General features: G+C 64.5%; 21 protein-coding genes. 14 read left to right on the plus strand and 7 right to left on the minus strand.

The window, feature by feature from the left end; translation table 11 throughout:
* The first annotated feature begins 88 nt into the window (after nucleotides 1-88).
* On the plus strand, nucleotides 89-1,993 hold the full coding sequence (locus RX330_RS08935; protein WP_317242759.1) for a diguanylate cyclase: 1,905 nt from the start codon (nucleotides 89-91) through the stop codon (nucleotides 1,991-1,993).
* Nucleotides 1,994-1,999: 6 nt separating this feature from the next.
* On the opposite strand, the gene RX330_RS08940 is transcribed toward RX330_RS08935, so the two are convergent.
* Nucleotides 2,000-2,218 carry a SlyX family protein gene (locus tag RX330_RS08940; RefSeq protein ID WP_212092107.1) on the minus strand — a complete coding sequence of 73 codons (219 nt, stop codon included), beginning with the start codon at nucleotides 2,216-2,218 and terminating at the stop codon, nucleotides 2,000-2,002.
* A complete protein-coding gene (locus RX330_RS08945) occupies nucleotides 2,208-2,990 on the minus strand; it encodes a rhodanese-related sulfurtransferase (protein WP_317242760.1) in 783 nt (260 codons plus the stop codon). Before RX330_RS08945 ends, RX330_RS08940 begins: the two co-directional genes overlap by 11 nt.
* A gap of 196 nt (nucleotides 2,991-3,186) precedes the next feature.
* Here RX330_RS08945 and ggt point away from each other — a divergent pair, with 196 nt between their 5' ends.
* The 5 genes from ggt to RX330_RS08970 all read left to right on the plus strand — a co-directional run bounded on the left by ggt (nucleotide 3,187) and on the right by RX330_RS08970 (nucleotide 9,384).
* Nucleotides 3,187-4,773 (plus strand): gamma-glutamyltransferase, encoded by a 1,587-nt coding sequence (gene ggt / locus RX330_RS08950; RefSeq protein ID WP_317242761.1) that lies wholly within the window; start codon nucleotides 3,187-3,189, stop codon nucleotides 4,771-4,773.
* A gap of 159 nt (nucleotides 4,774-4,932) precedes the next feature.
* Nucleotides 4,933-5,547 (plus strand): (2Fe-2S)-binding protein, encoded by a 615-nt coding sequence (locus RX330_RS08955; RefSeq protein ID WP_317242762.1) that lies wholly within the window; start codon nucleotides 4,933-4,935, stop codon nucleotides 5,545-5,547.
* Between the two features lie 4 nt (nucleotides 5,548-5,551).
* Nucleotides 5,552-6,568 carry an FAD binding domain-containing protein gene (locus RX330_RS08960; RefSeq protein WP_317242763.1) on the plus strand — a complete coding sequence of 339 codons (1,017 nt, stop codon included), beginning with the start codon at nucleotides 5,552-5,554 and terminating at the stop codon, nucleotides 6,566-6,568.
* A gap of 2 nt (nucleotides 6,569-6,570) precedes the next feature.
* On the plus strand, nucleotides 6,571-8,859 hold the full coding sequence (locus tag RX330_RS08965; protein ID WP_317242764.1) for a xanthine dehydrogenase family protein molybdopterin-binding subunit: 2,289 nt from the start codon (nucleotides 6,571-6,573) through the stop codon (nucleotides 8,857-8,859).
* A gap of 60 nt (nucleotides 8,860-8,919) precedes the next feature.
* Nucleotides 8,920-9,384, plus strand: a complete 465-nt coding sequence (locus RX330_RS08970; protein WP_212092113.1) for an FKBP-type peptidyl-prolyl cis-trans isomerase — start codon at nucleotides 8,920-8,922, stop codon at nucleotides 9,382-9,384.
* Between the two features lie 162 nt (nucleotides 9,385-9,546).
* Here RX330_RS08970 and RX330_RS08975 read toward each other — a convergent pair whose 3' ends face one another.
* A complete protein-coding gene (locus RX330_RS08975; protein WP_212092114.1) occupies nucleotides 9,547-9,765 on the minus strand; it encodes a CsbD family protein in 219 nt (72 codons plus the stop codon).
* 130 nt (nucleotides 9,766-9,895) lie between these two features.
* Between RX330_RS08975 and RX330_RS08980 the strand changes: the two genes are divergently transcribed.
* From RX330_RS08980 to RX330_RS08990, 3 genes are all read left to right on the plus strand, one after another.
* Nucleotides 9,896-10,408 (plus strand): cupin domain-containing protein, encoded by a 513-nt coding sequence (locus RX330_RS08980; protein WP_080137629.1) that lies wholly within the window; start codon nucleotides 9,896-9,898, stop codon nucleotides 10,406-10,408.
* Between the two features lie 128 nt (nucleotides 10,409-10,536).
* The gene (locus tag RX330_RS08985) at nucleotides 10,537-10,965 is read left to right on the plus strand and encodes a VOC family protein (RefSeq protein ID WP_317242765.1); all 429 of its coding nucleotides are present in this window, start codon (nucleotides 10,537-10,539) and stop codon (nucleotides 10,963-10,965) included.
* Nucleotides 10,966-11,000: 35 nt separating this feature from the next.
* Nucleotides 11,001-11,489 carry a VOC family protein gene (locus RX330_RS08990; RefSeq protein WP_317242766.1) on the plus strand — a complete coding sequence of 163 codons (489 nt, stop codon included), beginning with the start codon at nucleotides 11,001-11,003 and terminating at the stop codon, nucleotides 11,487-11,489.
* A gap of 102 nt (nucleotides 11,490-11,591) precedes the next feature.
* Here the strand turns inward: RX330_RS08990 and RX330_RS08995 are convergent, their stop codons facing one another.
* Together RX330_RS08995 and RX330_RS09000 are read right to left on the minus strand one after the other, a co-directional pair.
* Nucleotides 11,592-12,749, minus strand: coding sequence for a hypothetical protein (locus tag RX330_RS08995; protein ID WP_317242767.1), 1,158 nt, complete (start codon nucleotides 12,747-12,749; stop codon nucleotides 11,592-11,594).
* A 2-nt stretch (nucleotides 12,750-12,751) separates the two neighbouring features.
* Entirely contained in the window at nucleotides 12,752-13,453 is a 702-nt protein-coding gene (locus tag RX330_RS09000; protein WP_317242768.1) for a FecR family protein, read from the minus strand.
* Nucleotides 13,454-13,504: 51 nt separating this feature from the next.
* Here RX330_RS09000 and RX330_RS09005 point away from each other — a divergent pair, with 51 nt between their 5' ends.
* Nucleotides 13,505-14,935, plus strand: a complete 1,431-nt coding sequence (locus RX330_RS09005) for a phospholipid carrier-dependent glycosyltransferase (protein WP_317243863.1) — start codon at nucleotides 13,505-13,507, stop codon at nucleotides 14,933-14,935.
* 51 nt (nucleotides 14,936-14,986) lie between these two features.
* Here RX330_RS09005 and RX330_RS09010 read toward each other — a convergent pair whose 3' ends face one another.
* A complete protein-coding gene (locus RX330_RS09010; RefSeq protein WP_317242769.1) occupies nucleotides 14,987-15,628 on the minus strand; it encodes an OmpA family protein in 642 nt (213 codons plus the stop codon).
* Between the two features lie 367 nt (nucleotides 15,629-15,995).
* Between RX330_RS09010 and RX330_RS09015 the strand changes: the two genes are divergently transcribed.
* From RX330_RS09015 to RX330_RS09025, 3 genes are all read left to right on the plus strand, one after another.
* Nucleotides 15,996-16,232, plus strand: a complete 237-nt coding sequence (locus RX330_RS09015) for a hypothetical protein (protein WP_212092140.1) — start codon at nucleotides 15,996-15,998, stop codon at nucleotides 16,230-16,232.
* 120 nt (nucleotides 16,233-16,352) lie between these two features.
* The gene (locus RX330_RS09020) at nucleotides 16,353-16,598 is read left to right on the plus strand and encodes a hypothetical protein (RefSeq protein WP_212092120.1); all 246 of its coding nucleotides are present in this window, start codon (nucleotides 16,353-16,355) and stop codon (nucleotides 16,596-16,598) included.
* A 97-nt stretch (nucleotides 16,599-16,695) separates the two neighbouring features.
* Complete coding sequence (locus tag RX330_RS09025) at nucleotides 16,696-17,862, plus strand: winged helix-turn-helix domain-containing protein (protein ID WP_212092121.1); 1,167 nt, start codon at nucleotides 16,696-16,698, stop codon at nucleotides 17,860-17,862.
* A gap of 33 nt (nucleotides 17,863-17,895) precedes the next feature.
* Here RX330_RS09025 and RX330_RS09030 read toward each other — a convergent pair whose 3' ends face one another.
* Complete coding sequence (locus tag RX330_RS09030; protein ID WP_212092122.1) at nucleotides 17,896-18,342, minus strand: DUF2809 domain-containing protein; 447 nt, start codon at nucleotides 18,340-18,342, stop codon at nucleotides 17,896-17,898.
* A 77-nt stretch (nucleotides 18,343-18,419) separates the two neighbouring features.
* Between RX330_RS09030 and RX330_RS09035 the strand changes: the two genes are divergently transcribed.
* Nucleotides 18,420-19,757 (plus strand): MFS transporter, encoded by a 1,338-nt coding sequence (locus tag RX330_RS09035; protein ID WP_317242770.1) that lies wholly within the window; start codon nucleotides 18,420-18,422, stop codon nucleotides 19,755-19,757.
* The last annotated feature ends 223 nt before the right edge of the window (nucleotides 19,758-19,980 follow it).

Raw genomic sequence — 19,980 nt, forward strand, 5'->3', positions numbered from 1 at the left:
CCGGCCTATCGCGACCTATTCCGGCGGTACTTTCAGAGTTCAATAACGGAAGCGGCAGAGGTTCCGAAACATCGGAGAACTCTGTCGCATGAACGCTGCTACCCAACGAGCTGGATGGAGCCGCCTGCCGCTACGCGCGGCGGCGTTCGTTGCGCTGACCTGCGTGACCATCCTGGGCGTCAGCGGCTGGCGCGAATGGGCCGCGCGCGACGCGGTGCTCAGGGATGCCGAGACCGAGATGGCGAACGTCGCCCGCTCGCTCACCCAGCATGCCGAGGACAGCCTCGATCTCCTGGATTCCGGCGTCGTCGGCGTCGTCAGCCGGCTGGAGATGGACGGCACCGGGCCTGCCACGATCACGAAGCTGCGCACCCTGCTGGATGTGCGCAAGAAGGCGATCGAGCGCATTCACGGCCTCGCCATCATTGACGACCAGGGCAACTGGCTGACCTCGCCCGGCACGATCGGTTCGACCCTCACCGACGATGCCTTCTTCCGCTATCACCAGCTCTCACCCAAACGCGAGGCCCATGTCGGCCGCCCCGTGAAGAGCTTGCTCGACGGCGAATGGGTCGTCACCCTGTCGCGCCGCTTCAACAAGCCGGACGGCAGCTTCGGCGGAGTCGTGCTCGCCACTATCAGCTCGAAATATCTCTCGCGTTTCTATGAGCAGTTCGAAATCGGCCTCAACAGCTCGGTGTCGCTCACCCATGGCGACGGCCTGATGATCGCGCGCAATCCCAGCAACGAGACATTCGTCGGACGCAGCGTTTCAGACAAGCTCTTGTTCCGCGACGCCGGTCTGCAGCGGTCGAGCGGCGCCTATCATTTCAAGTCGCCGCTGGACGGCGCTGAGCGTGTCAGCTTCTTCAAGCGCAGCAGCCGCTACCCGCTCCTCCTGCTCGCCACCGTCGACAAGGCCGAGCTGCTCGCGCCCTGGCGCGCCGCGGCAATCTCCCGCATGCTCTACGTACTTGCGCTGGTGATGCTGATCGCGGTCATCGGCGCGGTGCTGGTGCGGCAGTTGCAGCGGGGCCAGCGCATGGCCGCAGCCCTGACCGAGAAGGAGGCGCATTTCCGCCTGCTCGCGGAAGGCTCCAGCGACATGGTGACCCGCATCGGGCTCGACGAGCGGCTGCGCTATGTCTCGCCTTCGTCCGTGCGCGTCGTCGGCTGGCGCGCCAACCAACTGATCGGCACGCCGGCGCTGGCGGGCATCAATCCGGAGGATCTGCCGGAGGTCCAGGCGGTGGTCGACGCCATGAAGCGTGGCGATAGGGAGGAGGCGCGCCTCACCTACCGCAACTCGCATCGGGAGAACGGCGAGGTCTGGCTCGAATCGACCATGCGGGTGACGCGCAAGGACGATGGCCGCGTCGACGGCGTGGTCGCGATCTCCCGTGACATCACCGAGCACAAGAAGCTGGAAACCAGGCTCGAGACGCTTGCGATCGAGGACAGCCTCACTGGCCTTGCCAATCGCCGCCGCTTCGACGAGCGGCTGAAGGAGGAATGGGCGCGCGCCTATCGCGACCGCTCCAGCCTCGCCTTGCTGATGATCGACGTGGATCACTTCAAGTCCTATAACGACGAATACGGCCATCCCGAGGGTGACGCCTGCCTGCGCCTGGTCGCAAAGATCATCGCTGCCGAGGCGCAGCGGGCCGGCGATCTGGCGGCGCGCTATGGCGGCGAGGAATTCGCCATGCTGCTGCCGAGCACCGATGCCGCCGGCTGCGCCCGGATCGGCGAACGGATCCGCACTGCCATTCACGAGGCCGGCCTCGTTCATGTCGGCAATCTGGCGTCTGGGTGCGTCACCGCCTCGATCGGCGGTGCGACCTGCCGGCCCGCGCTGGAGCGCACCGCCGGCGTGACCTCGTTGGTCGAAGCTGCCGACCGGGCGCTCTACGCCGCCAAGGACGCAGGCCGCGACCGCCTGATGATGTCCGTCGAGGTCGTGGACCTGCTGCCCAGGGCATCCGGCCAGTAAGACGGCTCAATAATGCGGCGGAGGCTCGTTGGCAGGTCCAGGCGCATTCGCCTCCGCCTCCTGCAGCCGCTCGCCGAGTTCTGCGATCTTCCGCGTCAGCAGATCGATCTGCTTCCACTGCGCGGTGATGGTTTGGTTCAGCGTCTCGATAGTATCGTCCTGATAGGCGAGCCGCGTCTCCAGCGTGTCGATGCGCTCGCCCAGACTCTTGATCTCATTCGTCACGGCCTTGCTCCATATCTTGTTCGAGCAAGCTCCGCTCGCGCAAACCGTGGCCGAGCGCGACGCGCTCGTCGAACACGAAGCATTCGCCACGCCAGCGGCTCTGCGCTTCCGGTACCTCCTCCAGATATTTGAGGATGCCGCCCTTGAGGTGATAGACCTCGGCAAAGCCGCGCGCGAGCAGATGTGCGCTCGCCTTCTCGCAGCGGATGCCGCCGGTGCAGAACATCGCGATCTTGCGGTGCTTTGCCGGATCGAGCGCGGCTGCGGCAAAATCCTTGAATTGACCAAAACTCCTGATGCCGGGGTCGACGGCGCCTTCGAAGGTGCCCATCGCCACCTCGAAGGCGTTGCGGGTGTCGAGCAGCAGCGTGTCGGGTGCGGAGATCAGCGCGTTCCATTCGCTCGCATCGACGTAGCTGCCGACCTGGCGGGTCGGATCGGCGGCCTCATCGCCGAGCGTAACGATCTCCTTCTTCAGCCGCACCTTGAGCCGTCCGAACGGCATCGCTTCGGCGGTCGAGAATTTCAATTCGAGATCGTCGAGCCTGCCGCCGAACATGTCGCCGTGCGCCAGCTCATGAGCGAGAGCGTCGATCGCCTCCGGCGCGCCGGCGAGAGTGCCGTTGATGCCCTCCTGCGCCAGCAGCACGCTGCCTTTCAGCGCCAGGCCGGCGCAGAACGCGCGCAGCGGCTCGCGCAGCTCGCGGTAATCCGGGAGGGCGGCGAATTGATAGAAGGCGGCGACCTTGGTGAGCGAATTCGGATCAGACATGGCGGCTCGTTTAGCAGGCGGCCGCCGCTCAGAAAACCCGCATGGCCACTGATCCCGGAAGGTCTATACGCCCAGCGGATGGCAGCCATTTCCTGGTATGCCAGCATTGCCCCGGCCGGCCGGAATGTGTCATGAAGACCCGGTTTTCCTAAGACGGTGCGGCGCGCGCATCCACGGCCAAGAGAGCAAGAATTCGATGAGAAACTTTCATTTCCCCGGCAGGTCAACGGTCCATGCCACCAACGCCATGGTGGCGACCTCCCACCCGCAGGCTTCGCTCGCGGCGATCGAGGTGCTGCGCGAGGGCGGCACGGCGGTGGATGCCGCGGTCGCCGGCTCGGCCCTGCTCGGCGTGATCGAGCCGCAATCGACCGGCATCGGCGGCGACTGTTTTGCGCTGGTCCAGCCGCGGGGTGAAGGCAAGATCATCGCCTATAACGGCTCCGGCCGTGCGCCGAAGGCGGCAAACGCCGACTGGTATCTCGAACGCAAGATCAACTCCGTGCCGCTGACCTCGGCGCATGCGGTGTCGATCCCCGGTGTGGTCGATGCCTTCGCGACCGTCTTGCGCGATCATGGCAAGTTCGGTTTCGACCGGCTGCTCCAGCCCGCTATCAAGGCGGCCGAGGAAGGCTATGTCGTCGCGCCCCGCATCGCCTTCGACTGGAAGAACCAGTTCGAAAAGCTGAAGGGTGGCACCAACACGGTGCGTTACTTGTTGCCGGACGGCAAGCCGCCGGTGGCCGGCGACGTCATCCGCCAGGCCGAGCTCGGCAGGACGCTGCGCGCGATCGCCAAAAACGGCCGCGATGCCTTCTACAAGGGCGAGGTCGCGGAAGACATGGTCGAGACCCTCAGGGGCATCGGCGGCCTGCACACGCTCGACGATTTCGCCGCGCACACCACCGAGACGACGTCGCCGATCGGCACCATGTACAAGGGCTACGACGTCTGGCAATGCCCGCCGAACGGACCCGGCCTCACCATGCTGCTGATGCTCAACATCCTGTCGCGGTTCGACCTGACGAAATACGCGCCGCTCAGCATCGAGCGATTCCATCTCGAGGCGGAAGCCGCGCGCATCGCCTACATGCATCGCGAGCTGCATGTCGCCGACCCCGAGCACATGCAGATCGAGGTCGCGAAGATCCTCGCCAAGGAGTTCTGCGACGAGCACATCGCCAAGATCCGCATGGACGGCATGCTCGACCTGCCGAACGTTGCGCCGCCGATGAATCCCTCGACCATCTACATCACCGTCGTGGACAAGGACCGCAACGTCTGCTCGTTCATCAACTCGATCGCGCATTCGTTCGGCTCGGCGATCGTCTCGAACAAGACCGGCGTCTTGTTCCAGAACCGCGCCGGCGGCTTCCGCATCCAGCCGGGCCACCCCAATTGCATCGCCGGTGGCAAGCGCCCGCTCCATACGATCATGCCGAGCCTGCTCACCAAGGGCGGCCGCTCCGTGATGCCGTTCGCGGTGATGGGCGGACAGTACCAGCCGGTCGGCCAGACCCGTGTCGTGACCAACATCCTCGACTATGGCTGCGACGTGCAGGAGGCGATCGACATGCCGCGCGGCCTGCACTACGAGGGCCAATATCAGCTCGAGGACAGCGTGCCGGCCGCGATCGTCGAAGGCCTGAAGAAGCTCGGTCACAAGACGACCAGCGTGGTCAGCCCGCTCGGCGGCGCCCAGGCGATCTGGATCGATTGGGACAAGGGCACGCTGACCGGCGGTTCCGATCCGCGCAAGGACGGCTGCGCGTTGGGGTACTGAGCGCGCGAGTTCCCCGCTCAAGATCAGGAAAAGTTGACGAAGGGCGATGCGGCAATTGCTGCATCGCCCTTTCTCGTTCGGAACGGAGCTCATCGCATCTGGTTGAGGGGCGATGAGCGGCGCTGGCCTGCGCTGCTTTGCATAGCGGCGGAGGCGTCGATGTCCGACAAACCAGGTTCCAAACAATCAGTATTCGATCGGCGCGCCTTCATGGCTGGCGCGGCCGGCAGTGCGCTCGTCCCGATTGCGGCGCGCGCGGCCGCGGAGGAGGCCATGGCCCCCGCCGCACGGGATCCATCGCTTCCCGTCGACGTCACGCTGCGGGTCAACGGCCAGGACAAGCGCCTGAGCATTGATGCACGCACCACAGTGCTCGACGCACTGCGCGAACATCTCAAGCTCACCGGCAGCAAGAAGGGCTGCGACCATGGCCAGTGCGGCGCCTGCACCGTGCTGATCGACGACAGGCGGGTGGTGTCGTGTCTCACGCTCGCACTCGCCGCGGAAGGGCAGGAGATCACGACCATCGAGGGCCTTGCCACCGACGACCGCCTGCATCCGATGCAGCAGGCCTTTGTGGACAACGATGCATTCCAGTGCGGCTACTGTACGCCAGGCCAGATCATGTCGGCCGTCGCCTGCGTCAAGGAGGGGCATGCGGGGAGCGAGGCCGACATCCGCGAATATATGAGCGGCAACATCTGCCGCTGCGCCGCCTATCCGAACATTGTCGCCGCCGTGAAGCAGGCGGCGCCCGAGATCATGAAGGGCTAGTCGCATGCGACCTTTCTCGTATCAAAGGGCAACAGACCCGACCGCGGCCGTGCAGGCGCTCAGCGCCGCCGCGGCAACGAACGATGCGCTGACCAAGGCCGCGGCGCAGCCGCTGGCGGGCGGCACCACGTTGATCGACTTGATGAAGCTCGATGTGATGCGGCCGGCCGCGATCGTCGACATCAATCCGCTTGCAGATGGCTGGGCGGCAATCGAGCCGGGCAGCGACGGCCTGCGGCTCGGTGCTCTCGCGAAGATGTCCGACGTGGCCGCGCATGACGGGGTCCAGCGCCACTACCCGGTGATTGCCAGCTCCCTCAAACTCGCCGCGAGTGCCCAGCTGCGCAACATGGCGACGCTCGGCGGAAATGTGATGCAGCGGACGCGTTGCAGCTATTTCCGCGACATCTCCTACGAGAATTGCAACAAGCGCAATCCCGGCTCCGGCTGTGCCGCCATGGACGGCGTCAACCGCATTCATGCGGTGCTCGGCGTGTCCGATCAGTGCATTGCGACCTATCCCGGCGACTTTGCCCAGGCGCTGATCGCGTTGGATGCCGTTGTCGAGATCACGGGCAGATCCGGCACGCGCAAGATGCCGTTCGCAGAGTTGCACAAGGCGCCCGGCCATACGCCCGACATCGAGACAACGCTTCGGCCGGGCGAGCTGATCTCGGCTTTCTCCATCTCCGGCCGCTGGCCGCGTTCGGTGTATCTGAAGGCGCGCGACCGGCAATCCTATGAGTTCGCGCTGTCGTCGGCTGCGGTCGCGCTCGACGTCCAGGACGGTACGGTCAGGGACGCGCGGATCGCCCTCGGCGGCGTCGCCACCGTGCCCTGGCGCGCGCGCGAGGCGGAGGCGGTGTTGAAGGGGCAGAAGTTCGACGACGGCCTGGCGCAGCGTGTTGCGGATGCCGCCTTCGCGGACGCCAAGGGCCGTCGGCACAACAGCTTCAAGATCGCGCTCGGCAAGCGCGTGGTGGCGCGCGCGCTCCAGCAGGCCGTAACGATGGAGATCTGATCATGACCGCTGCAGCTCCCGAGCCGAAGGTGAATATGGGCCAACCGGTGCCGCGCTATGATGCGACCGCAAAGGTCACGGGGCGCGCGACCTACGCCTCCGACATGCCGCTGGACAATCCGGCTTATGCATTCCTGGTCACCAGTGCGATCGCCAGAGGTCGCATCGACGGTTTCGATCTCGATGACGCCCGGCGTGTCCGCGGCGTGATCGACATCGTCACCCACGAGAATGCTCCGAAGCTGAAGGAGTCGAAGCTTTTCAGCAATGGCGGTTATGCGGGCACGACGATCCAGCCGCTGAGGTCGGCCGACATCGCCCATGACGGCCAGATCATCGCCGTCGTCGTCGCGGAAAGTTATGAGGCCGCGCGCGAGGCGGCCAACCGGGTCAAGGTCAGCTACACCGCCACGGCGCCGAGTGCCACGTTCGACTCGCCCGGGACAACCACGGCGGCTGCGAAGGGGCAGAGTGCCCAGTTCAAGGAAGACCCCGAGGTCGGCGATTTCGCCAAGGCGTTCGACGCGGCCGAGGTCAAGCTGACCGCCTCCTACGAGACGCCGACGCAGCATCACAACCCGATGGAGCTGTTCTCGACCAGCTGCTTCTGGATGGGTGGCAACCTCGTCATCTATGAGGGCAGCCAGTTCGTCTACGGCCTGAAGAACGGCGTTGCCGAGCAGCTCGGCATCGACGCCGACAGGGTGCGCGTGGTCAATCCCTATGTCGGCGGCGGCTTCGGCTCGCGCGGCTCGATGACGCCGCGCACTGCCATCATCGCCGCCATCGCAAGGCGCCTGAATCGTCCGATCAAGCTGGTCCCGACCCGCGACCAGGGTTTTACCATCACGACGTACCGCGCCGAGACGCGGCATGAGATCAAGCTCGGCGCGAGCCGGGACGGCAAACTGCTTGCCTTGAGGCATGAGGGGGCTGAAGTCTCCTCGCGTGCCGACGCCTATTGCGTCGGCGGCACCAAGACGACGGCGCGGCTTTATGCCTGTCCGAACGTCGCCAGCCTGGTGTCGATCGTGCGCGCCGATCGCAACACGCCCGGCTTCATGCGCTCGCCGCCTGAGGTGCCGTATCTGTTCGCGCTGGAAAGCGCGATGGACGAACTCGCGGTGAAACTGAATATGGATCCGGTCGAGCTTCGCCGCATCAATGACACCAATGTCGAGCCGATCGGCGGCAAGCCCTATACGTCGCGCTCGCTGATGGCCTGTTTCGACGAGGCAGCCAAGGCGTTCGGCTGGGCGCAGCGTTCGCCGCAACCGAAATCGATGTCGGACGGCGACTGGCTGATCGGCTATGGCTGTGCCGCCACCTGCTACCCGACCCAGATGGCCCCGGCGGCTGCCCGCGTGCGCCTCCAGCGTGACGGCCGTACCCGCGTCGAGATCGCCGGTCACGAGATCGGCACCGGCGCCTACACGGTGATCGCGCAGACCGCGGCCGAGCGGCTCGGCGTGCCGCTCGAGAAAGTCGCCGTCTTCCTGGGTGACAGCGATCTGCCGCCGGCACCGGTTGCGGGCGGATCGAACTCGACCGCGAGCACCTGCTCGGCGGTGATGATGGTGTGCGACCAGATTCGCCAGCGCCTGTTCAAGGCCGTGATGCCTGACAGTCTCACTGACAAGGCCAAAGAGACCGTTGGCATCAGCCAGGCGCCGACAGCCCAAGCCGCCAAGAGCGACCGTCCGGTCGATATCGAGAAGGCGTTCAATGCCCTCGGCGTCGGCGTGGTCGAGGAATATGGCGAGTGGAAGCCGGAAGGTGCGCCGCTCGATTCGTTCAAGGCCATGCACAGCGGGCAAGTCCGGTTGGTCGGTGGCCACCAGATGAAGGACCACATTGCCTATGCGTTCGGCGCGGAGTTCGTGGAGGTCCGCATCAACCGCTTTACGCACGAGATCCGCTGCCCCCGTCTGGTCGGCGCCTTCGCCGGCGGGCGCGTCATGAACCCGCGCACGGCGCGCAGCCAGTTGATGGGCGGCCTGATCTGGGGCATGTCTTCGGCGCTGCTGGAGGCCACGGAAATCGACGAGCGCAATGCGCGCTACGTCAACGACAATCTTGCCGACTACCTCGTGCCGGTGAATGCCGACGTCCCGGGCGTCGAAGTGATCATGCTCTCCGAGCAGGACGATCACATCAACCCGGTGGGCGTCAAAGGGCTCGGCGAGCTCGCCAATGTCGGCACCAATGCGGCCATCTGCAACGCGATCCATCACGCAACGGGCCAGCGCATCCGCAAGCTCCCGGTCCGGCTGGAAAATATCGAGGTCTGAGGGGTGGAAACCCTACCCGCGTTGCGCTAGACACCTTCCGCCCCAAACGGAAGGTGCCTCATGCAGCGTTTCCAGCGCGCGCTCCTCACCCTGATGTCGGCACTCGCGATCACGGTGATCGCAGGCGTGTCGCATTTCGTTTCCACCACGGCCTCGGCCCAGACCGCAGGAAAGACCATGACCACAGCTTCAGGCTTGCAGATCATCGACTCCACCGTCGGCACAGGTGCCTCGCCGCAGGCCGGTCAGATCTGCGTGATGCACTATACCGGCTGGCTCTATGAAAACGGCCAGAAGGGCAAGAAATTCGACAGCTCCGTCGATCGCAAGGAGCCTTTCGAATTTCCCATCGGCAAGGGCCGCGTCATCGCCGGCTGGGACGAGGGCGTCGCGTCCATGAAGGTCGGCGGCAAGCGCACGCTGATCATTCCGCCGCAGCTCGGCTACGGCGCCCGCGGCGCCGGCGGCGTGATTCCGCCGAACGCAACGCTGATGTTCGACGTGGAATTGCTCGCGGTGAAATAACCCTCACCGTCATTTCCGGAGCGATGCTGAGCATCGAGCCCGGAATCTATCTCGAGATTCCGGGCTCGGCTCTTCGGGCCGCCCCGGAATGACCACACAAACAAGAACAGACAAAAAAAGACCGGCCTTGCGGCCGGTCTCTTCTTTTCAGTCCTGCGCCGGTTACTCCGCCGCGCGCTTTGCGGCCGCCGCAGCGCGGTCCATCGCGTCCTTCGCGGCGTCCTTGGCATCGCCCATGGCCTGCTGGCCCTTGCCCTTCACTTCCTGGACCACGCCTTCGCCCTTCAAGCGCTCGGAACCGGTGGCTTCACCGATGCCCTGCTTGGCCTTGCCGATGGCCTCGTTGGCGTTGCCCTTGATCTTGTCTGTCGTGCTACCCATGAAACTCTCCTTCCAATCTGGTTCGCAATGACAACGTCCCGCGGCTATGAGGGTTCCGAATTTAGTATGGCTCGCAGGCGCAGCTTCGGGTTAGTTTGCCGCACACGGAACCAACAGAAGGCAAGCCTCCATGACCGGCCATGATCATTCGCATTCCCACCATGACCACGATCACGACGATCGCTGGAAACATGACGGCGTGCGCGTCATTCCCGGCAACCAGCTCGACACCAACGTGCCCTCGACGGCGGGCATGGACCGCGCGGCCGCGATCAATTTCGCGCGCGTCGGCGCGCAGAAATTGTGGGCTGGCACGGTCAGCATCAAGCCGGATGCCAAGACCGGTGCGCATCATCACGGGCACCTCGAAAGCGTCATCTATGTCGTGAAGGGCAAGGCGCGGATGCGCTGGGGCGAGAGCCTGCAATTCACCGCGGAGGCAGGCCCCGGCGATTTCATTTTCGTCCCGCCTTACGTGCCGCACCAGGAGATCAACGCCAGTCCCGACGAGGTGCTGGAATGCGTGCTGGTGCGCAGCGACGGCGAGGCGGTGGCCATCAACCTGGACATCGAGCCGGTCGAAAAGCCTGAAACGGTGCTGTGGATCGACCCGGTGCACCGGGATCCGAACGAGAAGAAGTAAGGCCGCCCCGAAAGGGCCGATTTCGGTGCGGGAGAACCTCGCAGCTCGGGTCGAAAAATAGTCGGAAGCAGTGTCGGACCGCCGCTGGCTCGTCCGTCCTTGGGCAGAACCCGCCCAAGGAGCTTGCGATGCCCAAGATGATCTTCGTCAACCTGCCGGTGACCGACCTCGAGCGCGCGACCGCCTTTTACGAGGCGATCGGCGCAGTCAAGAATCCTCAATTCTGCGACGGCACGGCGAGCTGCATGGTCTTTTCCGAGACCATCTTCGCCATGCTGCTGACCCACGACAAATTCCGTCAGTTCACGCCGAAGCCGATCGCAGATGCCAGGACCTCGAACCAGGTCCTGTTCTGCCTGTCCGCGGACAGCCGCAGCGAGGTCGACGATATCATCGGCAGGGCCGAGGCGGCGGGCGGCGTGGCCGATCCCAGTCCGAAGGACGAATACGGCTTCATGTACGGCCGCAGCTTCGAGGATCCGGATGGTCACATGTGGGGTGTGAAGTGGATGGATCTCGCGGCGGCCCCTCGGCAGCCCGAGATGGCGAACGTCTGATCCAAACCCGGAAGATCTGAAGAGGAGCATCCAAGATGTCCAAGCTCGTGCCCTGCATGTGGTTCAACGGCGATGCCGAGGACGCCGCAAAGTTCTACGTCTCGCTCGTTCCGAATTCGGCGATCACGCGCGTCCAGCGCAACGTTTCGGACGGTCCCTCCGGCAAGGAAGGCTCCGTGCTCGTCGTCGAGTTCACGGTGGCCGGCCAGCCGCTGGTCGCGCTCAACGGCGGGATGAAGATGGAATACACCCACGCCATCTCGCTGATGATTCACTGCGACGACCAGGCACAGGTCGATAGCGTTTGGAATGCGTTCCTGGCCCATGGCGGCAAGGAAGAGCAATGCGGCTGGCTCAGGGATCGCTGGGGAGTGGCCTGGCAGGTGGTGCCGACAGTGATGTTCGAATTCCTGTCGAGCCCCGACAAGGCTGCCGCCGCGCGCGCGATGCAGGCCATGATGAAGATGGTCAAGCTCGACATTGCTGCCGTGCGCCGCGCGTTCGAGGGGAAGTCAGCGGCGTGAGCCGCAAGCTCGTTCCCTACTCGCTGTCGTCCCGGATCGGCGCCAGGCTCGAGACAGCGCTACGCGTTGTCGGGAGCTCCGCTTGTCCGGGACGACGACGTCCTAATAGTTGATCCGCAGCCCCACGCCGCCGTGGATGGTATTGCCGACCGGCTGCGGACCGAGCGTGCCGTTGGCAAAGAGATCGACGATCCAGCCCTTCTGCACGCGGAAGCCGAGGCGGCCGCCATATTCGAACCAGCCCTGGTTGCCCATGGTCGGCACCACCGTCCCGGTGCCGGTCACGGTCGCGACGATGCCGCTGTGACTCGCAAACGACTGCACCCAGCCGCCATTGATGTTGGTCTCGATGTTGCTGCCGAAGAGGTGTGTCCACTGGCCGCCGATCTTGACGAGGCTGGTGCGGTCGGTGCCGGTCGCGATGCTGGCATCGAATGGATTGAAGGCCACGGTGCTGTCGCTGTAGCCCGACACGCGTTGCCAGAGTTGCCAGACCTCGATCGACGCCGCGACCTCGTCGCGTGGCGAGATGCGACTTATCCAGCCGGCGCGACCGTAGACGGCGTAGTTCGAGGCGTTGGTCGAACTGGTCACGCTCACCGGGCCGAGACTGGTGTCGTAGCTGCGCGTGTAGCGCGCCTTCTCCCACGGTGTCAGGATCGTGCCGATGTCGAAGAACGGGCGCGAGGAGCCCCAATCGGTGAAGTCGTAGCGCAGCGCGAAAGCGCCGATCGGTGCGCTGGTGATCTCGTAGCCGCGCCCATCGTAGTGCGTATAGGCGATGCCGGCGAGCAGCGAAAGATTGTTGGTCAGCGCCTTGCGGCCGTGGATGCCGGCGGAGAACGAGCCGGCCGAGCCGAACGCGCTGACGCAGTCGCCGCAATTGATCTGCTCGTTGACGCCGAGCAGCACCGTGCCGAGCACCCGGTTGGTGATCATCTGGTTGAAGCGCTGGCCCGCGAGGCCACCGAGCGAATTGCCGCTGGAACCGGCGCCGGTCGGCGTCGGGCTTGGCGAGGGGTACGGACTCGGCGATGGCGACGGATACGGGCTCGGCGACGGGGAGGGCGTAGGCGTGGGTGACGGATACGGCGAGGGAGAATAGGTCGGGGACGGATTGGGATTCGGTTCACCGCACCCGGATTCGCACTCCGCCGCCTGCGCAGCCGCCGGGCTGGCATTGAGTGGGACAAACGCAAACGCCGCAGTTGCGGTCAGCGCAGCGGCAAGGATGAGGCGCCTGACGTTGAATTTTGCCATCGTCAGCGCCCGCACAGCATGCCGTCGTCCTGGACGGCGGGCGTGATGGTCGGCGAGGCGCCGGCGTACTGGTTGACCGCGCACAATCCGGCGCTCGCCGCGCAGTTGGCGGCGAACGTCCAGGGCGGCGTATTCGCCTTGGTGATGCTCACCTTGCCCCCGGTCGAGGTGATGATCGCGGTGTCGCCAGGCTGAGTGAGTTGCACGCACTGGGAGCTCTTCGTGCAGACGCTGGCCGCGCCGTCCTGAAGCACGACGACGGAGCGCCCGCGCTGCGAGAGGATGTCGAGCGTGGTGCCGCGCACGCCGATGGTCGCAAGCGGCGTCGTGATCTTGTAGGCGGCCTTGTCGGAGTGTCCGGTGACGAAACGGAAAGCACCGGTGGTCATGCGGATCGCGACGTCGCGATAGCTGTGCTCGCCGTTGAAGACGGTGCGGTCGAGCTTGAGCGTGGCGCTGGGGCCGAGCGACAGGTTGGTGCTGTCGGCCATCACGAAGCGCGCCGCACTGTCGGCGCCGGTGCGCACGGTCTCGTCGCGCAGCATGCTGTCGCCGACGCTGATCGGCGTCGTGGTCGCGGCCACGCGCACCACTTCGTTCTGGATCACGACGGCTTCGCCGACGCGCGTCTGTGCCAGCGCGCTGGGCGACGCACATAGTGCGACTGACAACAGGGTGGGGAAAAACAAGAAACGCAAATTCATTTCGCAACCGATCGATGTGTCCCTGATCGTACCGGATCGCGCATGCTTGCGATGTGGCGGAATTATCACAAGCGGCGCGGGACGTGCGTTATGCTTAGTGACAGTTGCGGCAGAATGCGTTCAATGAAAATCGCGCTCTCTTTTTTTGTCCGCGGTGACGCAAATTTGCCACGTAAAACATCCCCACAGCAGCCGATCGAAACGTCCGCAGTTCCAAAGGTGTCGCGGAGCGCAGTCATTGCTGTCGCGATTTTCCTGATTGCCCATCTCGCGCTGCTGATCGGCCTGGCGGCGCCGGAGAAGTTCGTCTTCGACGAGGTGCACTACGTGCCGGCGGCGCGGCAGATGCTGGCACCGGCGATGTCGCAACCGATGCTGAATCCGATGCATCCGCCGCTGGGCAAGGAGCTGATCGCGGCCTCGATCGCGGCCTTCGGCGACAACGCGCTCGGCTGGCGCTATCCCGCGACATTGTTCGGCGCATTGGCGATCGTCGCGATCTATCTGTGCGGCCTCGCGCTGTTCTCCGCGCAAGGGCCCGCCATCGCGGCGGCGCTGATCGCCGGATTGAACCAGATGCTGTATGTGCAGGCGCGCATCGCCATGCTCGATGTCTTTGCGCTCGGCCTCAGTCTGCTTGCGACCGCAGCCTTCATGCATGGTTTTCGACGACAGCGGCCGCAGGCGCTGTTCGCGCTCGCCGGCGGCTTGTTCGGTCTCGCCGCAGCCTGCAAATGGAGCGGACTTTTTCCGCTCGGCGTCTGCGTCGTCATCGTTGCGGTGATCCGTCTGATGCAGGGCTGGCGCACGCTGTTCGCCGACGCGAAGCCGGACGACTGGTATCGGCCGGACATCTGGCCCGGCTTCAGGCTGCATCATGCCGCGCTGTTCTTCGCCGTCCTGCCGGGCGTGGCTTACCTCGCCGCTTTCGTTCCGCTCTACGGCCTGTCGCTGCCGGACCTGATCGAGGCCCAGCGCCGGATCTTCGCCGACAACACGACGACCGCGATTGCCGGCCACACCTATATGAGTTCGTGGCCGTCCTGGCCGCTGCTCGCCCGTCCCGTCTGGTTCCTGTTCGACAAGAGCCCGGAGGACGACGTCTCCGCGATTGTCTTTCTCGGCAATCCGCTGGTGTTGTGGCCGGCGCTGATCGCGCTCGCTGTGGTGCTGCGCGACTTCGTCGTGGCGCGGCGCTGGGATGCCTTCCTGATCGCAGCGTTCTATTTCGGGCCGTGGCTGGCCTGGGCGTTGCTGCCGCGCACGCTCGGCTTCATCTACTACTACCTGCCGGCCGCGACCGCGGCGTCGCTCGCGCTGGTCTATGTGCTGCGCCGGGAGGGGCTGCCGCGTTGGATTCTGTGGGCCTATGTCGGCGTCGCCGCGGCCGGCTTTGCGGTCATGCTGCCGGTTTCCGCGGCCTTTGTGGGCATCTCCATGCGGGCCTTCGGCCGGCTGATGCTGTTCCAGAGCTGGATATGACAACGCCGCCTGCCAAGGCGGCAGGCGGCGCGGTTGCTCAATGCCTGGAACTTATTTCGACGCGGTCTTGGTGTCCATGTTCACGACCTGGACGCGGCGGTTGGCCGGGCCAGCGACGTTGGCGGCGTCCTTCAGCTTGGTCTCGCCGTAGCCGACGGTGACGAGATCGGTGCCGTTCAGGCCGTAGTTCTGCACCAAATACTTCTTGATGGTGTCGGCGCGCCGCTCGGAGAGTCCTTGATTGTACTCTTCGCCGCCGGTCGCGTCGGTATGGCCGGCGACCACGAAAGTCGAGCCCTTCAGCGCCGGATCGGACAGGGCCTTGCCGAGCGCCTGCACCGAGGCCATCGAGGTCTTGGCAATGTCGGCCGAGTTGTAGTCGAACTGGATCTCCAGGTCGATCTTCGGCTTGGTCGCCGCGAGCTCAGCGATCTGCTCGCGCTCGCCGGTCGAGAGCGACCGGGTCGAGCGGTTGCGTACGGTATTCAGGAAGGTCGCTTCCTTGGCCTGCACGGTCGTGTCGACCTGCGGACCGACGGACAGGCCGCGGGTTGCCGGCTTCGGCTTCAGGGCATCCAGGATCTTGTCGGTCGAGACGTTGTTGTCGCCGGCAATGGCCAGGCCCGCCGTCATCGACAGCGCGGCGGTGAGAGTCATCGTCTTCAGTCCAAAGAATTTATCAAAACGGATCATTGTCATATCCTCGTTGTTACGCCTGATGGCGATTTGATGCTGCGAGCCTAGGGCAGGTTCAAAGAGCTTGATGTGATCTTGGTCACATCCAAGGTTGGCGAGCCGAGGTCACCCTGATCTGCCGCGATCGCTGCTTCGAACCGGCTCCCTGGGTTCCGGCAAACCCGCGTGCACCGATCGTCGCAAAGGCGTCGCCACGAGGTCCGCGTGCGAACAAGAATTCGTCCAGATGCCCGCCTAGCACGCTTCAATCATTCAACAATTCGTCCGCAAGCGGGGAGCTGAGTTCCATCCAGTGCCGAGGCCGACCGACTACAACCAGTTCTATCGAGGCGGCCCGCCGGACCGGACAGTGCACCTGAACGCGATGCCCATCTATATCGGCGCAGCCATGATTGCGGTGGCGATCCTGCTGTCCACGCTGATCACGGGAATGACCTCCCGTTATGTCGGCCTGGAGGGACCGACCGAGGAAAACATCTGGCTGGTCGACCGCCTCACCGGCAACGTCTATCGCTGCCAGGCGGAGGGGCGCGGCAGGGCCGTGTGTGAGCCGGATGTTGCCACGGGCAGCGTCGGGGAGCGCCCAAAAGCCGCACGCTAATCGTGGGCTGGCACTGCAGTGCAGCAACGAAAATGTCTTCTCCCTGAAAACTTGTCGCTGAAGAATGGCTGTCGTGTTGGCCGGCATGGCGCCGGTTTTGTTCTACGGAGGAGACATTCGATGAAGATCTTGCTTTCGGCCGTTCTGCTTGCCGCGTTCGCTGCCTCGCCGGCTTCTGCGGCGAAGATGCAGCCCTGCACCGGCGAGGCGCTCGGCAAGTCGATAACGGGGATGGGAACTGTGGATTCGCCCGCCAAACAAGCGACGGCCAAGGAAATGGCTGCGGCCAACACCGAGCTGAGCAAAGGCAATGCGAAAGGCGCCTGCAAGCACTACATGAAGGCGCAGAAGATGAGCGCGAAATAGTTCGAGCGTCGACGACCGCGCTGTCAGCAGATGGCAGCGCGGTTTTCTTTTGCACCTTTTGTTTGCCCCAACGAATCCCGCTACATTGCGTTCTGCAATGTCACGCGCGCCCAAACCGCTTCCCCTCACCACGACACAGGCCCGGCAGATCTGGCTGCATGCCCAGCGGCTGGACGAGCGCGCGCCGTTCGGCGTGGGAGCGCAGGCTGTCGCGGACGCGGTAGCTCATCTCGGCTATGTGCAGATCGACACCATCAACGTCATCGAGCGCTGCCATCACCATATCCTGTTCAGCCGTATCCCGTCCTACCGCCGCGCCGATCTGCGCCACGCCCAGAGTGTCGACAAACGCGTGTTCGAATACTGGACGCACGCGCTCTCTTACGTTCCGGCTGAAGACTTCCGCTTCTTTCTGCCGGCGATGCGCGAACACCGCCGGGAGGGACACAGATGGTTCGCCTCGGTGAAGCCGGCCGACACGCGCAAGGTGATGCGCCTGGTGCGGGCCGGCCCGCTGACGATCCGCGACATCGAGGACGACGTGCTCACCGAGAAGGAGCATCTGTGGCAGAGCCGCAAGCCCTCGAAGCGGGCATTGCAACTCGCCTTCTATACCGGTGCCGTGACCATCAGCGAGCGGCGGGGCATGCTCAAGACCTACGAGCTGACGACGCGACATTTCGGATGGGACAAGCCGCCGAGGCCCGCCTCGGCAAGGGAGATCACGGCCTATGTGCTCGACCGCGCATTGCGGTCGCAAGGCGTGGTGAGCCTCGATTCGATCTGTCATCTCGATGCGCCGCGCAAGAAGGCGGTCGCAAGCCTGATCACCGCGCGTGTCCGCCGCGGTGAGTTGGTGCCTGTCGCGATCGAGGGCGCCGGCAAGCAGGAGCATTGGGCGGCGCCGGCCGCGCTCGAGGCGAACGGTACGGCGATCTCGCCTGATCTCGTCCACATTCTCTCGCCGTTCGATCCCCTGATCATCCAGCGCAAGCGCACCAATCTCATCTTCGGTTACAACCATCTGTTCGAGGCCTATGTGCCGAAGGCCAAACGCAAGCTCGGCTATTTTGCGCTGCCGGTGCTGGTCGGCGACGAGATCGTCGCCGCGCTCGACCTGAAGACGGACCGACAGGCCAGAAAGCTCTTGATGCAGAAATGGACCTGGGTCGGGCAGGGGAAGAAGACTGCAGGGCGCAAGGAGCTCAAGCACGTGATCGAGAACGAACTCGATCGCTTCGAGCGGTTTCAACTGGCGGAGTAGCTCGGGCATCGGTCTCGTAGGGTGGCCAAAGCGCTAAGGCACCTTTGCCCACCCTACGAGACCGCGCATTGTGGTCACCCGATCGATCCAAACGCCGAACGCAATCCCGACCGCGTAAGCCGCCAGATTCCACAGCGAGAAGATGCGCCCGAGCAGCAGCGCGCCGGCGGTGGTGAGCCGAAACGCATCGAGCCATGGTGTATGAATCAGCCGGGAGAATTCGACCACGATCGCAATCACCGCCGCGATGGCTGCGAGTTGGCTGCGCGACAGCCGCGGCAGCAAGACCCCGGCCAGCAGAAACACCATCGTGGCCCACAACAGCGAGCCGCCATACTTCACGACGAATGCAGGCAGGCCGAGCGGAAAGCCGTACCAGCGCAGGGACAGCCCGCATACGATCACCGCGACGGCAAGGGTGGCGCGGATCAGCGATGTCCGTAACAGCGCAACAGGTTTATCCGGCTGCGTCTCGTGCATTGCTCGCTCCATTGACTCTTCGCCCGCGATGCTCAAAACCGCCACCAGCCCTAAAAGAGCAACAACCCGGGGAAACCATGAGCCAGACCACCACCTATTCCGCCGGCGGTGCCAGCAACGTCAACAAGAGCGACATCGAGACGTCCACGATTCGCGCCATCTCCTGGCGCCTGATTCCGTTCCTGGTGCTGGCCTACTTCTTCTCCTATCTCGACCGCGTCAATCTCGGCTTCGCAGCGCTGACCATGAATGCGGACCTGAAGTTCACGCCGCTGATCTTCTCCTGGGGCGCCGGCATTTTCTTCATCGGCTATTTCATCTTCGAGGTGCCGAGCAATCTGGCGCTGGAGAAGTTCGGCGCCAGCCGCTGGATCGCCCGCATCATGGTGACCTGGGGCATCATCTCCGCCCTGATGGCGCTCGTCAGCGGCGTGACGAGCTTCTACGTCCTGCGCTTCCTGCTCGGCGTCGCCGAGGCCGGCTTCTTCCCCGGCATCATCCTCTATCTCACCTACTGGTATCCGGCCGAATACCGCGCCCGGTTCCTGGCGGCCTTCGCGATCGCCGTGCCGGTCTCGACCGTGATCGGCGCGCCGGTCTCGGGCCTGCTGCTCGGGCTCGACGGCATGATGGGCCTGAAGGGGTGGCAGTGGTTGTTCATCATCGAGGGCATCCCGTCCGTGCTGCTCGGCATCGTCACCTGGTTTTACCTCACCGACAAGCCGGAGAAGGCGGATTGGCTGTCTGGCGAGCAGAAGGCCTGGCTCAAGGCGAGGCTCGATTCGGAGATCGCGGCCAAGCAGGCGGTGAAGCATGTCTCGCTCGGCGAAGCGCTGTCCTCGCCCAAGGTGATCGCGCTCAGCCTGATCTATTTCGGCTTCGTCGGCGCGCTCTACGGCATGCAGTTCTGGCTGCCGCAGATCGTCAAGGCGTTCGGGCTGACCAATGCGCAGACCGGGTTCGTCACCGCGATCCCGTATCTGTTCGGCACCATCGCCATGGTCCTGTGGGCGCGGCACTCCGATGCCACGCGCGAGCGCGTGATGCATGTCGGAGCGCCCTTGCTGCTCACCGCCGTCGCGCTCGCCGTCTCCTCCTATCTCACCGACCCTACCCTGACGATGCTGGTGCTGACGGTTGCGGCGATCGGCGTGTTCTGCTGCTTCGGTGTGTTCTGGACCCTGCCGACCGCCTGGCTCTCCGGCACGGCGGCCGCCGGCGCCATCGCTCTGATCAACTCGATAGGCAATCTCGCCGGCTTCGGCGGACCGTACCTGATCGGCTGGGTCAAGGAAGCCACCGGCCAGACCTCGACCGGTCTGCTGGTGCTCGCCGTGCTGCCGCTGCTCGCCGGCATTCTGGTGTTCTTGGGCGGCCATGACACCAAGCACGAGTTTGCCGGGCAGGGGCGGTGAGGGGATGTAGGCAGGCAAAGGCGCACTCAACGCGCCGTGCCCACTGCATGTCCCGGGCGTGACCGGCGCTCGGGCCAGCTTCGCTTTGCCTACCCTACAATGACACCTGTAGGTGCTTCTCGACCCCCACACCGCCTCTTAACGATCACGTATTTCTGATGACTGACGAATATTGACTTTTATCAGTGATTAGTCGACATTCCTCTCATTCGAGATGCAGGAG

Source organism: Bradyrhizobium sp. NDS-1 (assembly GCF_032918005.1).
GTDB classification, from domain to species: Bacteria; Pseudomonadota; Alphaproteobacteria; order Rhizobiales; family Xanthobacteraceae; genus Bradyrhizobium; species Bradyrhizobium tunisiense.